The organism is Prevotella sp. KH2C16 (assembly GCF_900113305.1).
Taxonomy (GTDB): Bacteria; Bacteroidota; Bacteroidia; order Bacteroidales; family Bacteroidaceae; genus Prevotella.
Window position 1 is genome coordinate 91,760 of sequence record NZ_FOOW01000003.1, and the last position, 15,395, is coordinate 107,154.

General features: G+C 48.5%; 14 protein-coding genes. 8 read left to right on the forward strand and 6 right to left on the reverse strand.

Going from position 1 to position 15,395, the window contains the following annotated elements:
• Positions 1 to 92 precede the first annotated feature (92 nt).
• On the reverse strand, positions 93 to 1,118 hold the full coding sequence (locus BM114_RS03225) for a glycosyltransferase family 2 protein (protein WP_369808392.1): 1,026 nt from the start codon (positions 1,116 to 1,118) through the stop codon (positions 93 to 95).
• The gene (locus BM114_RS03230) at positions 1,085 to 2,572 is read right to left on the reverse strand and encodes an oligosaccharide flippase family protein (RefSeq protein WP_092110358.1); all 1,488 of its coding nucleotides are present in this window, start codon (positions 2,570 to 2,572) and stop codon (positions 1,085 to 1,087) included. The genes BM114_RS03225 and BM114_RS03230 overlap by 34 nt, the downstream gene beginning before the upstream one ends.
• 79 nt (positions 2,573 to 2,651) lie before the next feature.
• Here BM114_RS03230 and BM114_RS03235 point away from each other — a divergent pair, with 79 nt between their 5' ends.
• From BM114_RS03235 to BM114_RS03250, 4 genes are read left to right on the forward strand one after another with little or no spacing between them, the layout of a single operon-like run.
• Positions 2,652 to 3,530 (forward strand): glycosyltransferase family 2 protein, encoded by an 879-nt coding sequence (locus tag BM114_RS03235; protein ID WP_092110360.1) that lies wholly within the window; start codon positions 2,652 to 2,654, stop codon positions 3,528 to 3,530.
• Positions 3,494 to 4,465 (forward strand): glycosyltransferase, encoded by a 972-nt coding sequence (locus BM114_RS03240; protein ID WP_092110362.1) that lies wholly within the window; start codon positions 3,494 to 3,496, stop codon positions 4,463 to 4,465. Before BM114_RS03235 ends, BM114_RS03240 begins: the two co-directional genes overlap by 37 nt.
• Positions 4,466 to 5,569, forward strand: a complete 1,104-nt coding sequence (locus BM114_RS03245; protein WP_092110365.1) for a glycosyltransferase family protein — start codon at positions 4,466 to 4,468, stop codon at positions 5,567 to 5,569.
• A complete protein-coding gene (locus BM114_RS03250) occupies positions 5,541 to 5,834 on the forward strand; it encodes a hypothetical protein (RefSeq protein ID WP_092110367.1) in 294 nt (97 codons plus the stop codon). The genes BM114_RS03245 and BM114_RS03250 overlap by 29 nt, the downstream gene beginning before the upstream one ends.
• On the opposite strand, the gene tilS is transcribed toward BM114_RS03250, so the two are convergent.
• The 3 genes from tilS to BM114_RS03265 are packed head-to-tail and all read right to left on the reverse strand — an operon-like array spanning position 5,831 to position 8,967.
• Positions 5,831 to 7,144, reverse strand: coding sequence for a tRNA lysidine(34) synthetase TilS (tilS, locus tag BM114_RS03255; protein WP_092110369.1), 1,314 nt, complete (start codon positions 7,142 to 7,144; stop codon positions 5,831 to 5,833). The genes BM114_RS03250 and tilS overlap by 4 nt on opposite strands.
• On the reverse strand, positions 7,134 to 8,315 hold the full coding sequence (locus BM114_RS03260) for a class I SAM-dependent rRNA methyltransferase (RefSeq protein WP_092110620.1): 1,182 nt from the start codon (positions 8,313 to 8,315) through the stop codon (positions 7,134 to 7,136). Before BM114_RS03260 ends, tilS begins: the two co-directional genes overlap by 11 nt.
• 10 nt (positions 8,316 to 8,325) lie before the next feature.
• Positions 8,326 to 8,967, reverse strand: coding sequence for a 3'-5' exonuclease (locus tag BM114_RS03265; RefSeq protein WP_092110371.1), 642 nt, complete (start codon positions 8,965 to 8,967; stop codon positions 8,326 to 8,328).
• 105 nt (positions 8,968 to 9,072) lie between these two features.
• Here BM114_RS03265 and BM114_RS03270 point away from each other — a divergent pair, with 105 nt between their 5' ends.
• From BM114_RS03270 to BM114_RS03280, 3 genes are read left to right on the forward strand one after another with little or no spacing between them, the layout of a single operon-like run.
• A complete protein-coding gene (locus tag BM114_RS03270; protein ID WP_092110373.1) occupies positions 9,073 to 11,514 on the forward strand; it encodes an FtsK/SpoIIIE family DNA translocase in 2,442 nt (813 codons plus the stop codon).
• Complete coding sequence (locus BM114_RS03275) at positions 11,511 to 12,122, forward strand: outer membrane lipoprotein periplasmic chaperone LolA1 (protein WP_092110375.1); 612 nt, start codon at positions 11,511 to 11,513, stop codon at positions 12,120 to 12,122. Before BM114_RS03270 ends, BM114_RS03275 begins: the two co-directional genes overlap by 4 nt.
• A 19-nt stretch (positions 12,123 to 12,141) precedes the next feature.
• Positions 12,142 to 13,656, forward strand: coding sequence for a DUF5687 family protein (locus BM114_RS03280; protein WP_092110377.1), 1,515 nt, complete (start codon positions 12,142 to 12,144; stop codon positions 13,654 to 13,656).
• On the opposite strand, the gene BM114_RS03285 is transcribed toward BM114_RS03280, so the two are convergent.
• Entirely contained in the window at positions 13,640 to 14,035 is a 396-nt protein-coding gene (locus BM114_RS03285) for a 2-amino-4-hydroxy-6-hydroxymethyldihydropteridine diphosphokinase (protein ID WP_177207032.1), read from the reverse strand. The genes BM114_RS03280 and BM114_RS03285 overlap by 17 nt on opposite strands.
• 416 nt (positions 14,036 to 14,451) lie before the next feature.
• On the opposite strand from BM114_RS03285, the gene BM114_RS03290 reads away from it, so the two are divergent.
• Positions 14,452 to 15,369 (forward strand): glucosaminidase domain-containing protein, encoded by a 918-nt coding sequence (locus tag BM114_RS03290; RefSeq protein WP_092110381.1) that lies wholly within the window; start codon positions 14,452 to 14,454, stop codon positions 15,367 to 15,369.
• Positions 15,370 to 15,395 lie beyond the last annotated feature (26 nt).

A 15,395-nucleotide genomic window follows, 5' to 3' on the forward strand; every position in this document is an offset into this window, starting at 1 on the left:
CCAAACCGGACTGTTACAAGCCGTGTGTAATCCTGTTACACGCTGCTTGTAATCGGATTACACACGGCTTGTAACAATCCTGCCGGCGGTTTTTAGAGATGTCCGATGAGTTTCCGAAGAGTGAAATAGACTTCCTCCTGCAGGCGGAACAATGGCCAGCAAGCGGGATGGCGCAGGGGAATATAACCAAACTTAACCCTGTTTCTGCAAGTGAGACGCCGTGTCTCTATCGACTTCCACGCGTGCTTTATTTCTTGAAGGCCATACTCGTTGTCCGCCTGCGACAACTGGCTCCGATACTTAAAATAAAACATGTAGACTCCTACTACATTCAGCCACCGCTCATTCTCATAAAGATTCAGGATGCGCTCCTCACAGTTCATCTCCTCCAGCATCGTCTTCATGTGGGCGTTCGCTTTCAGATAGTCATATCGGCTGATGTCAATCTTATGAGTGGAGGAATCCGAGTGCTGTCTGTAAAAATATTTACCTCCGCACAGGCGCACCTCTCTCGAGGCCAGATAGTGCAGCCGCGTCGTGTTGTCATCACTATAGTTGCGGCATGTTTCGTCATAAGGATACCGCCTGTGGATATCCGTCCGGACCATATAGACTCCGTGGATGCTCCACGAAAGGCTTTTCTCGAAGGCCTCCTGTCCGGTCATCATCTCGAAGGGAGGCATCGGATAAGCCTCCTGACAGGTCTCTGAATAATAATTAATTACATTAAATAACACACAGTCTGTCAGCAAGTTAGACTTGAGAACATAAATAGCCTGTTGAAGCGCGTCCACAGCCAGCCAGTCATCAGAATCCAAGAAGCATATATACTCGCCCTTCGCCACTTGCAGCCCGGCATTCCGGGCATGCGCCTGCCCCCGGTTTTCGCTCAGGAACAAGGGGCGGACGCAACGGTTTCCGGCAGCATATCGGGCGATGATTTCCCGTGTCCCGTCGGTAGACTTGTCATCAATGACTATCACCTCTATATCCTTCAATGTCTGATTCAGCAAAGAGTCAAGACATTTCGCTATATATTTCTCTGCGTTATAGGCCGCTACGAGTATGGTGCAAACGGGGCGGCTCATCGCTTTATCCTCCTCTTCAACGATTCCCACAAGTGTGTCTTGCTTTTCAATACTATGACGGAATAGCACAGGCTCGCGCCGAACAAAGCCCCTCCGAACAGCCAGTATACGACCGGATTGTCCTGACACACGACGACATACGACATCAGCCCCAACAAGAACTGTATGGAGGCATACTTCAACGCCAGACTCCCCAACCGATAACCATACTTCCAATGCATATAGGCACACAGCACCATAAGCTCGAGAACCGACGCTAAGGTGAGTGCAAGGCCGGCTCCCCAGAGCCCCCAGGCCTTAAATCCACAAATGACAAGCAAGACCACGGAAATGTCGTAGACCGCCTCCATCAGCAGATAAGAGACCGAATCACCTTTTGCCAATGGCAGATAGGCCATCGGGAGAGTGATGGCCCGCAAATACATGGCAAAGATTGCCACCTGTATCATATTCCTTGCGAAGAGAAACTCTCCGCTGTAAAGCAGCGGCAAGAGTATGGGGACGGCTATCATCAATGCCACGAGCAGCGGAGAAACCAGCAGGACGCTCACCTCTATCTGCCTGTTTACGCAGGCATTCAACGAATCCCCCACACTCTGGATAGAGGAAAGACGAGGAAAATAGTCGGTCTCCATCGCCGAGAAAACCATTCCCGCATAGGTCATGATAATCATATACCCCGCATTATAAAGACCCACGGTCTCAAGAGAACCGGCATTATTGAGGAACGAACGGATAATGAACTCCGCACCGCTGCCCATAATCCCTGCCAGGACAAAGGCTCCTCCCAACCGAATCATATTCATGCCTTTCTGCAGAAACTGTCTGCTGAACGACAAACGGGGCGGATAAAGCCTGTAGGAGGCCCCTATGGTAAGGAGCATCTGCACCAATGCCATTATAAAAAGAGAAGGCACTATTCCTGATTCTCCATAGAAATAATAGATGGGAACGCTCGTAAACAAAGCCCCGATGACATTATACACGGAAATCTTGGCAAGGCTTCTCAATTGTCGAAGCCCTTTCAATATGGCGGCTTCGCCTCCCGTTACGGCCATCAGCGCCACGACCGGAGAGAGAAACACGAAGTGCAAGGTGTGATCACCCCAATTGAAAGTCCATCCGTTGAGCAGCGGACTCAACACGACACACAGCACCATGCCAAGCAATGCGGTGAGAAAAGCCCACGAGCGAATCAGGGACACGGAGGTCTCCAGCCGCGCCTTTTCCTCCTGCTGGTCGTAGTTCTCCGAGATTTGCTTCACTCCGCTCATGGCAATACCAAAGTTCGTGGAATCGGAAAGGAGCTTAATCGTGGAATTGAAAAGGGAGACCAGCCCCATTCCGTTTGGTCCTAGAATCATTGCAACAAGCTTGTTACGAATGATTCCGACCATTATATTGACTCCTTCTACACCGCCAAAGATGCCGGTATACTTGAGTATATGGTGATAGCTGGTATCCTTATTCTCCATCTGAGACATCAACGAGGAATTGCATGTTTTATTATAAAAACCGCGAAGTGCACACCATATTCCCAAGATTTTCACTATCTTTGCATATATGAAGCTGACTGTCGTCATACCTGTTTTCAATACTGAGAAAACTCTTCGCCGCTGTGTGGAGAGTGTTCTGGGGCAGAATTATCCCGGCATGGAGGTGATTCTGGTAGACGACGAGTCTCCTGACGCCTGCCCACAGATTTGTAATGACCTCGCGGAAGCCAACGCCGGGATTCGGGTAGTCCACCAGCGCCACGGTGGACTGGGATGCGCCAGAAATACCGGGATTGTCTTAGCTAGGGGGGAATATATCACCTTTGTCGACAGCGACGATGCCCTTGCCCCCGGAACCCTTGCCGGATTAATGAAAATCATCGACACCCATCCGGAATACGATCTGCTCGAGTTTCCCATAGCAGAACGCATTGGGCATCCGAAAAAACAGCGCCTGCTCCGATTTCTCCAACGGGAATACAACGACATGGGAGCCTATTGGCTCAAGGGAAGAGCCTATCTCCATGCCTACGCCTGCAACAAAATATACAGGAGGACGCTGTTTGACGAGGTGAGATTCCCCGAGGGCAGGAACTTTGAGGATATGGCCACCCTGCCCCTGCTGCTGAAGAAATGCAAACTGGTTGCGACTACCCCTGTGGGGCTTTACAACTATTACTATAACGAAAACGGCATCACCGCACAAGCTGCGCCCCAAGACCTTGAAGCCCTCCTGGCTTCGCACAACCGGATACTGTCCCAATGGCACGACGAGGACTATTATGCGCATGTCCTCAACATCGCCTTGGATGTCTATGCGCTGTCGGGAAAAGTGCCCGACATGGTCTCTCTTCCGTATCACGGCAACTTGAAACTGAAACTGAAACAATTAATAGGATTAAAAAATCTATGCAGACTCCACAGAATATTTCAAAAAATCCGCTAATCAGCTTTATTATAACCGATTACAACATACCCGACAAGATGCTCGAGGAATGCCTGCAAAGCATCTTCAGACTCTCTTTAAGTCCTTCTGAAATTGAGGTGGTCCTCGTCGACGACGGGTCGGACATCTCGCCGCTGACCACCTTGGAGGACCTGACTGCCCACAAAAACGAGGTAATCTATATACGCCAGAAGAACCAAGGGCTTTCTGTCGCGCGTAATGTCGGACTCAAGATAGCCTGCGGAAAGTATATCCAATTCATTGACGGAGACGACTATCTGCTCCGCACCCCCTATGAACATTGCCTGGACATAGTGAGATATCACAATCCTGACATCGTTCTTTTCGACGAGACGAGCAAAGAGCTGTCCGAACTTCCGTTTGCCTTCGAGGGACCAGTAACGGGCACCTCCTATCTCCACAACCACAACATGAAAGCGGCAACATGGGGGTATATCTTCAAAAAGGACATTCTCGGCGGGCTTCGCTTTACCCCGAACCTCTTGCATGAGGATGAGGAATTCACCCCTCAGCTCATCCTCCGTGCTGACAAACTCTACAAGGCGGACGCGAAAGCATACTTCTATCGTATACGAAAAGACTCGCTGACCAACACTCAAAACCCTACCGTGAAGAAAAAACGGCTTGACGACACGATGTTGATTATAGCCCGCCTTCAAGAGTTGGCAGAACGACTGCCCTCGAGCGAAAGGATTGCCCTGGAACGAAGAGTTCACCAGTTGTCAATGGATTTGCTGTATAATACGATAAGGAATACCCACTCCGCAAGTCAGCTGGAGCACGCTATCGCCAAACTGCAGGAAAGGGATCTCTTCCCTCTGCCCGACAAGAAATACTCCAAGAAGTATAATACCTTCAGGAAAATGGTAAACTCCAGAGTCGGGAGACGACTCCTTTTAATAGGCATCCGATAAATGAAAATCTTGCTCATAGGCGAATACAGCAATGTGCACTGGACCCTTGCCGAGGGACTCCGAGCATTAGGGCACGAAGTCGTCGTTCTCTCAAACGGCGATTTCTGGAAAAACTATCCGCGCGACTGGAACCTTGAGCGGAGGCACACACCGTTAGGCGGATTAGAATATCTGTACCATCTACTCCGGTATCTGCCGCGGATGCGGGGATTTGATGTGGTCCAACTTATCAATCCCTTGTTTCTCGAGTTGAAAGCAGAACGAATAGTCCCCGTCTACAAATATCTTCGCAGACATAACAAGAGAATCTTCCTGGGGGCATTCGGCATGGATTATTACTGGGTAAACGAATGCTGCACCCGGAAACCTCTCCGCTACAGCGACTTCAACATAGGAGAAGAACTGCGCATGAATACGGATGCCGTGCAAGAGAAGGAAGACTGGATCGGGACTCCGAAGGAATCCCTGAACCGGAATATAGCCAGCGACTGCGACGGCATCATCGCCGGTCTATACGAATACTATGTGTGTTATAAGCCCAATTTCCCGGCAAAGACCACCTTCATTCCCTACCCGATACGATTAGAGAAAATGCCGTCCTTCACCCAACATGACAAGCTGAACCTATTCATCGGCATCAACAAGGGGCGCTCGGAGTACAAGGGAACGGACATCATGCTGAAGGCCGCAAAAGATATTGTTGCCAAATATCCCGACAAAGCAACCCTCAGGATAGCGGAAAGCATACCTTTCAGCGAATATCAGGCCATGATGGACGAGTCGGATGTCATTCTCGACCAACTCTACAGCTACACTCCGGCCATGAATGCTTTGGCTGCGATGGGCAAAGGTATCATCGTGGTGGGTGGCGGAGAGCTGGAGAACTATGAAATCCTACATGAAAAAGAACTCCGCCCGATTGTTAATGTACAGCCTACTTACGAGAGTGTTTTCCATGAGCTGGAGCAACTGGTATTGCACCCGGAATCCATCGTTCCCCTGAAAAAGCAGTCTGTTGAGTACATCCGGCGACACCATGACTACATCAAGGTGGCCAGACAATACATTAAGGCCTATGGCTTGGAAAAGGATTTATATCTGTAAGCAATGCGGATACGAAACGGAAGTCTATGAAGGGAAAGGCCTTTTCGGCCAGCATATCACTCCCATGACCTGTCCGGAATGCCATACTGTCCAGAATATCGTAGTAGGCGGGGTCATCGGAGATGTCGCCCCGTCGTATAGAACGGAGGCGGGCCGGCTCTGCCTGAGATGCGGAAGCGACAAGATCAAGGTCTGGAATCTGCACACATGTCCGAAATGTGGAGGCGAGATGAAGGTTACCAATGAGAAAGAATTCTGGACCTAAGCCAACTCAAGAACAAGTATCGTCCGGGTTTTTGCCGTGATTCGGAAACGGTTGTCCGGCCTTTCATTCACCACCCAGAGAATGTTACCACTTACATCTGTTACCACCAGCTGTTCCCGCTTCGACAAAATATCTTTCTTTAGATCCGTGAGGAAATCACTCACAAGTTTCGTTCCTTGCATCCCGAAGGGCATAAAACGGTCTCCGGCGATGGTATCCCTCACGATAAGAGGAAACTTCACGAGTCCTGCATCCAGCATGGCTACATTCTTCCGTTTGTCTACTTCAAAGCCTGCGGCCTTCTCTACGGAATGAATTTCCAGTTTCAAACCCCTGTTTGGGAGGATATAACAACCCTCTTCGATTATCTTCATAGACAAAGAATCTTGCTTTTTCAGTTCATCGATGATAAAGCCGTCTCTATCGGTAACCACGATATGCGAGTCGGAATGCCATTCCTTGCCACTCTGGGAATCAACGGCTTCAAGCATTTCTTTTATCTGAGATGCGGAGAAACGATAGTCCTTTAATATATACCAAAGGCTAAACTCGGGAGAAGGCATAGTCTTAAGCCGGTCAAAAGACAACTTCTTGCCTTCCAAAAGGTCATTTCTCACGGTACTGAGAGCCACTTTCTCCACCTCCCTTAAATATAAGCTACTTTTATGGATATTCTCCACAGCCTTTGGGTTGATTTCTTTCAAGAGGGGAATCACCTTTAAACGAATCTTGTTCCGCTGGACATCATCTATAAGATTGCTACTGTCCGTTACGAATTTCTGTCCTCTCTGGTTAAGATAATCTTCCAGATCCAGACGGCTGACACAAAGTAACGGACGAACAATATGCCCGTTTCTGGGATCAATACCGGTAAGACCTTGAATGCCCGTGCCCCTCACAAGATTCAGTAGAATCGTCTCCACGCTATCTTCGCGATGATGGGCTACACAGATATCATCGGCCTTTATATCCGCACGAAGTTGCTCAAAATACTTATATCGCAGTTCCCGGGCGGCCATTTCAATACTCACTTTATGTACCTCTGCATAGGTCTTGGTATCAAAATGGACAAGATGGAGCGGGATGCTCTCCTTTGCGCAGAGGTCTATGCAGAACCGTTCGTCCCTATCCGACTCCTCTCCACGGAGATGAAAGTTACAGTGAACGGCCTCAATCTGATAGCCTAAGGATTTTAAAATCAACAGAAGTGATACGCTGTCAGCACCGCCCGAAAGAGCCACGAGATACCTCCCGTCCTTCCGAAGAAGGTCGTTCTGACGAATGTATTTATCTATGATTCTATTCAACATAAAGAACTAAGCCTTTCAAATACTCTCCCTCCGGATGATAAATATTAATAGGATGGTCGGCAGGCTGATGCAACTGGTGCAAGATACGCACTTTCCTGCCTGCCTGAGCGGCAGCCGTAAAGACTGCATTACGGAAATTATCCTTTGTTACCACTTGCGAACAGCTAAAGGTGAAGAGGATTCCACCCGGCTTGATGCGTTCTAATCCTTTGACATTGAGCCGCGTGTATCCCTTCAAGGCATTGTGTAATGCACCTCGGTGCTTGGCAAATGCCGGGGGATCCAAGACCATCAAGTCATACTTGCCGTCATTGGCATCGAGATACTTGAAGGCATCCTCACAGAAGGCCTGATGTCGCTTGTCGTCCGGAAAGTTCAAGGCTATATTTTGTTTGGTGAGTTCTATTGCCTTTGCACTACTGTCTACGGAGTGCACGAGAGTAGCACCTCCACGCATCGCATAGACCGAGAACCCGCCGGTATAGCAGAACATGTTAAGAACAGAGCGGTTTTTGGCATATCTTTCGAGCAATGCCCGGTTTTCCCTTTGGTCTACAAAGAATCCCGTCTTCTGTCCTTTCAGCCAATCCACATGGAACTTAAGTCCGTTTTCCACGGCCACATCATTATTGCTACCGCCGTAAATAAAGCCGTTCTCCTGTCCTAACTCGGCCTTATATGGCAGCGTTGTCTCACTCTTATAATAAACATTCTGAATTCTTTCGCCCATCACTTGCGTCAAGGCATTGCATATTTGCTGACGACAGACATGCATTCCCACACTATGAGCCTGCATTACCGCCGTCTCTCCATAGCAGTCTATCACCAGTCCCGGCAGGTTATCGCCTTCACCGTGAACCAGTCGATAGGTATTGTTCGACGGGTTATCGGCAATACCGATGCCGACTCTCATCCGAAGAGCAGACTTTAGCCGGCTTTCCCAGAAGTCCTGATTGATTTCAATATCACGGAAAGATAAGACGCGTACGGCAATAGAACCGACTTGGTAATGCCCTACTGCGACAAAGTCGCCACGATGAGTAAAGATTCTAACGGGTTCACCTTCCTCTATTCCTTCATCCATTCTCTGGATTGCACCGGAAAAGATCCAAGGATGGAAACGCAACAAACTCTCTTCCTTACCTTTCTTCAATAGAATGGTCTTGTATATGGTCATTTCGCTATACTTTTAGTGTTGCAACTGATTCAGGGACTTTTACGAGTTCGTAGTCTCCCGTTCTTTTCAATCGGAGAATCTCTTCATAGAGATTGATACAGGTCCACGCATCTGTGGCGGCATACTGTTTCTGCTTGTCGCTCAGCACATCCGCCTCCCAGTTAGAAAGTCGTTGGCGCTTGTTTATCTTCTGATGGAAAAGGTTAGCGTAAAGTTTCTGTAAGGACAAGTCTTCTATTCCAAGTTCGCCCACTATGCTCTGAAGGTCTATGAAGTATCCAGGCGTAAACTTCGCCCTTTTATACAAGGCCAGCAAATCATCGTGCCAGGAGAGCCCTATCATAGGGACATCGGTATTCTCAAGTAGCTTTATCATGGCGGGAGTCAGTCCCGTACGGTTTAAGCGGAAAAGGAAACAAGTGTCTCTTGTGGAAACCTGCAGGAGCGATACCTTGAAATTATCTCCTTTCTTAAAGGAGGGACGCGTCTCCGTATCAACCCCCAGAATGTCTTTAGACAAGAGATAATCCACCGCCTTCTGGGTCTCGCCCGGACTTATGATTGTGATTATACGGCCGGGAAATACCACCGTGGGCATCTCTGTAATGGCTTTCTTGTCAAACTTATTATATATTATCTTTCTCATCACTCATCTATAACAATGTGCAAAATTAGAAAAAAGTTACGAAATTATGAACGATTCTAACTTTTTTCCACTATTTTTGCAAGTAAAAAGAATAACATCAAACACATGGCAAGAAAGAAAACTGAGCGTAAGCCGAAAAATGTAGGTGAAGCGGTCGGCTTTAGCAATATATTCAGCAACGAGAAAACTGACTTTATTTTAGGGCTTTTGCTCATGGCATTGGCAATCTATGCCATCATTGCCATGATTTCCTACTTCTCCACCGGACAAGCAGATCAAAGCCTGTTGGAAAGCCTTCGCCCGGGGGAATGGATGAATACGGACAAGACTTTTACGAATTATTGCGGGTCAATAGGAGCTATCATTGCCTACTATCTTATCACCGTGAACTTCGGCTTGTCGGCATTTATGATTCCGGCATTTGCCATTCTGGTATCCCTGAAGCTTATCAAGGCCTATCAGAAGATAAACCTATGGAAGTGGTTCTTCGGCACCATGCTCGTAATGATTTGGTGCTCTATCACATTTGCCAAGTTTCTTACTCCGCTCATGGGCGACCAGGTCTTCAATCCTGGTGGCAATCACGGGCTATTCTGCGTACAGCGGCTTGAGGATATGATTGGTCCCCCGGGACTTACGGCATTGCTCCTTATCGTTGCCATAGCGTTCCTCACCTATCTGAGTGCAGAAACCATAGAGGTCATTCGCAAGGCCTTGAATCCCATCGGATACATTACCTCCAAGATTAAGTTTACGGTTACCAACAACCACGGCAACCAAAACAACGAACCGGAATATGTAGACAGCACCGTGGAAAAAGTCGCCGAGCCAGAACCGGCTTCTTCTGTGATAGACCTTACACCGAATCCTGTCATACAAAAAGAGGATGCGGCAGGCACAAAGGCAAGCCCTGTGCCAACACCCAAGGAGCCACAGGCGGAAAGCGACGATAAGCTTACCGTGGAAGTTGCCAAGAACGAAGAAGGCGTAACGGGAAACCAAGTGGTCTCGGGCATAGACCTCAGCACCCCCATCGACCCTCGTGAGCCTTTCCTAAGATATAAATTTCCCACTCTTGACTTGCTCAAGAAATATGAGGCTGACGGCAAGACACAGGTTGATATGGAAGAAATCAAGGATAACAATGCCCATATCGTGCAAGTCCTGAACAGCTTCGGGGTTACTATCAAAGAAATAAAAGCGACCGTCGGCCCCACCATCACCCTCTATGAGATTACCCCGGGAGAAGGTATGAGAATCTCCAAAATCCGCAATCTGGAGGATGATATCGCCCTAAGTCTCTCGGCTCTTGGCATTCGCATCATAGCTCCCATCCCGGGGAAAGGCACTATTGGTATCGAGGTTCCTAACAAGAAGAAGAACATCGTGTCGATGGAGAGTGTTCTTGGCACCAAGAAATTCAAGGATACCAAAATGGATCTGCCGCTCGCCTTGGGCAAGACTATCACCAATGAGGTTTTCATGGTCGATCTTGCGAAGATTCCTCATCTACTCGTGGCGGGTGCAACGGGTCAGGGTAAGTCTGTCGGCCTGAATGCCATTATCACCTCACTCCTCTACAAGAAACATCCGAATGAGCTGAAGTTCGTCCTCATCGACCCTAAGAAGGTTGAGTTCTCCGTATACAACAAGATAGCTCCCCACTTCATGGCATCACTTCCAGAGAACGAGGAGGAACCCATTATTACGGATGTGCAGAAAGTAGTGCGCACCCTGAACTCACTATGCAAGCTGATGGACTATCGCTACGACCTCCTTAAGATGGCTGGGGTAAACAAGATAAAGGACTATAACGAAAAGTTCCTGAACCATCAGCTCGATCTCACCAAAGGCCATGAATACATGCCATACATAGTCGTCGTCATCGATGAGTTCGGCGACCTGATCATGACTGCAGGAAAGGAGGTTGAGCTTCCTATTGCCCGTATTGCCCAGCTGGCACGCGCCGTGGGCATCCACATGGTAATAGCCACTCAGCGTCCGACGACCACGATCATCACGGGTAATATCAAGGCCAACTTCCCCGGCCGTATGGCCTTCCGGGTTATGGCACAAATCGACTCCCGTACTATCCTCGACACAAAGGGCGCCGACCAGCTGATAGGCCGAGGCGACATGCTCTTCCTGAACGGCGGAGAGCCCGTCCGTGTGCAGTGTGCATTCGTAGACACTCCCGAGATAGCGAGAATTAACAACTTCGTGGCCGACCAGCCCGGACCAATCGAACCAATGGAACTTCCGGAACCGTCGGAAGAAGGGGCTGGCGGCAATGGCGGCGGTGGAGCCAACATGAATAATGTGGATCCTTATTTTGAGGAAGCCGCCCGGGCAATCGTGCTTACCCAACAGGGCTCTACCAGCATGATTCAGCGCCGCCTCGCAATCGGCTACAACCGTGCCGGCCGCCTGATGGATCAATTAGAGGCCGCAGGAATCGTAGGATCTGCCATGGGCAGCAAGCCGCGTGATGTACTTGTACAAGATGAGAACACATTGAATGATATATTAGCAAAATTGAAATCATGATGAAAAAATTAAGTATATGCCTGCTCCTGATGATGGCATGTCTCACCTCGGGAGCACAAAATGCCACCCTGGCACGAAAGGTGCTTGACAAGACGGCCGCTGTCGTCGGCAGTAAGAACGGTGCAAGCGCCAACTTCTCCCTGACAAGCAAGAAATATGGAAGCGTTACCGGTACCATCGCCATTAAGGGCAACATGTTTCATGCGACGACGCCCGAAGCCATCGTATGGTATAACGGCAAGACCCAATGGAGCTATATGAAGAAAACCAACGAGGTGAATGTAAACAATCCCACCGAAGCTCAGCAGATGAGGATGAACCCCTATAAGTTCATTACCATGTATAAGACAGGCTATAACATGGGTATCACCGATAAGGGAAGCAACTACTGGGTGCACCTGATTGCACAAAACAAGTCGAGAACGGTACAAGAACTCTACATCCTCGTCAATAAGAAAAGCTATAAGCCAAGCCAGATCCGCATGCGGCAAGGTTCTGACTGGACGGATATAAGCATCTCTAATTTCAAGACGAAGAAACTGTCGAACAGCCTGTTCACATTCAATGCCAAGGACTTTCCTACCGCGGAAGTAATCGACTTGAGGTAAACGCAACCCTTACTTATCCATGAAGAGGCTGGCATTATTCAAGGAATTGCGCAGACACCGCAAGCTTGCGGAGAAGAGAGCGCTAAGCTATCAGCAGAACAAGGCGGCAAAGGTGATGATTTACATTTCCTCTTCCCTCGTATTCCTGTATCTGATTTTCATCGCGATCATGTTCTCTCTCGCTGCAAACGACAGCACCAGCGTTACGCCGCTGGAGTTCATCTTCGGTCAGGCACCTTTCATCCTCCTCATTGACTTCAGTTTCCGATTCATGGCACAGCAAACGCCGGCACAGCTGGTGAAGCCCTATATTTTGCTGCCCATCCATAAATTTGCCTGTGTCGACACCTTCTTAGGCACATCCATGCTCAACACCAGCAACCTCATCTGGTTTACCTTGCTGATTCCATACGCACTGATGTCGCTCATTTTCAGCTACCCTATCTGGACAGTCCTCATGTTCCTGCTCTTCTGGTGGCTGCTCATTGTTGCCGACAGTCAATGGTATCTGATCTGCCGGACCAAGATAACCGACAGCCTGCTATGGTGGCTGCTGCCCGTCGCGGTATATGCCATCATGGCTGCACCCATTCTCCTGGAACTTGGCAAAGACAAAGGATGGGAAAACTTCTTTGAACTTTATGCCGGCATCGGCACCCTCATGGAACGGGGCAACCCGCTTCCCCTCCTCGGGGTCATCGCCCTGCTTGCCGCCCTTCTCGCCGTCAACAGGAAGCTTCAGTATTCCCATGTATGGAAAGAACTGGCAAAGGTCGAAACCACCAAGCTGCACAGCGTTACCCGATTCTCGTTCCTTGATAAATATGGAGAAATCGGCGAGTACCTGAAACTTGAGATCAAGACCATCCTCAGGAACAAGAATCCGCGGAAAACCTTTATCTCCAATGCAGCCGTCGTTCTCTTTTTCGTCTTGCTGATAGCATTTACAGATATGTATGACGGCGACACCTTTTCCAATGTCTGGTGCATTTACTGCTTCGTCATCTTAGGAACCACGAACATCATCAAGGTGATGTGCAACGAGGGCAACTACATCGACGGCCTCATGGTGCATAAAGAAAACATCCTGAGCCTGCTGAAGGCCAAATACATTTTCAACAGTGCCATGCTGATATTCCCGTTCCTACTGATGCTTCCGACGGTCTTTGCCGGGAAATGGGATATCGCCATGCTGTTTTCCTACGGGGCTTTCACGGCTGGATTCCAGTTCTTCATCCTCTTCCAGATGGCCGTCTACAACAAGCAGACGATGCCCCTGAACGAGAAATTCATTGCCAAAGGTAATGTAGACAATAACTATTTTGCCATAGCTGCATCCATTTCCGCATTCGCCATACCCATGATGCTGATCAGCATCCTCCAGAGTCTGCTCTCCAAGAACATGTCTTATTTCATCATGTTCATGATTGGCCTGATCTTCATTGCGACCAGTGGACTATGGTTGCGCAACATCTACAATCGCCTGATGAAGCGCCGCTATGCCAATATGGAGTCCTTCAGGGCTTCCAGATGAGGGCTTCCTCACCTATCTCGGTCAGAAGCCGGCGAACATAACTCCGCCTCCAGTCATCCTCGTGATACTTCTTGTCGTCGAAATAGAGTATGTCGAGGTCTATGCGCACTATTCCTTTGCCGCGCTCGCCCTTACCGCTTCCCATCGTTTTCTCTATGTGCCGCAACGCCCGGTGTACCTGAACATAGTTATGGACACAGGTTCCCACCGCGATGCAATTAAGAAAGTCGTCCGACTCTATGCCAATCGGCTCAGTGGAGATGACTGTCGAAAAGGTCATTCCGGGAAACAATTTGACCAAATGAATCTTAGCCAAGTCGATATTCGCGCCAGCATCCGTATTAGCTCCAAGAGCTATAATCAATTTATGTTGTTTCATAGCCATGACAGTATGTGCTTTTGGCAAATTTAGCAAAAACATCCAATTATGATACTTTTATTCACATTTTTTAAGTGTAAAGGCAAGATTTTGGAGGTGTTTCAACGACTGAAACAGAATGTTTCAATAGTTGAAGCAAGGTGTTTCTATTACTGAAACAAAGTTTTTCAGCGACAGAGAGTCTCCCAGATGACTACTGTCTCAAATTTAAAATAGCACCTTTTCATAATAAGAATATAGCATTTCATCCTGGGAACCGCTGTTTGTATGGTCACTATCAGCAAAAACTATCGGAGTATGGGCATGGTGCTAATCAGAGAAGATTCCATATAGATTGTTATTATGAGTTAAAAGTAACGAGGTGAACCATGGCTTTTCAACATTATTAAGTAAATTTGCGATAAGAAGCTTAATTCATGAAGAAAGAACTATCTATCGCCTTCCTGGCTATCTGCATAAGCATCCAAGCGCATGCCCAGATGAAATGGAACCAGGCTTACCAGACCTATATCGACCAATATAAAGACCTTGCCATCGAGGAAATGCTGAGGTATGGCATACCGGCAAGCATCACCCTTGCGCAGGGAGTCTTCGAAAGCGGTGCCGGAAAGAGTGATTTGGCCGTCAGGGGCAATAACCATTTCGGCATCAAATGCCATGACTGGACAGGAGCGACGATGTATCACGACGACGACGCGAGGGGCGAATGCTTCCGCGTATACAATAACGCACGGGAAAGCTACACAGATCACAGCCGGTTTCTTGCCAACAACATCCGCTATCGCCGCCTCTTCTCGCTGAAGAGGACGGACTATCAGGGCTGGGCGCGAGGTCTCAAGGAGTGTGGCTACGCCACCAATCCGCAGTATGCGAGCAAGCTGATCCAGCTCATTGAACTCTATCGCCTGCATGAATATGACTACGCAAGGAGCTACGATAAGTTCATGGCAAAGCACACGGAGGACAATCCCGTCTCCAAGGTCCTGGGCCTGCACCCCATCTATCTGTATAACCAGAACTACTATATCTATGCCCGCGAAGGCGACACTTTTAAGGCCATAGGAAAAGAAATAGGAATCAGCTATCGCTCAATAGCCAAATATAATGAGCGCGACCATAAGGATGTGCTCCACGAGGGAGAAATCATCTATCTGAAAAAGAAGCAGAAGAAGGCACTGAAAGAATTCAAGAACCGTCCTCACACCGTGCAACCGGGAGAGAGCATGTATCTCATCGCCCAGAAATACGGCATCCGTCTGAGCAACCTCTACAGGATGAACAAGCTCCCGGAAGACTATGAAATCAAGGTGGGAGACCAGCTTAAAGTTCGCTAACCCCGGAATATAATAAGGTAAAGGCT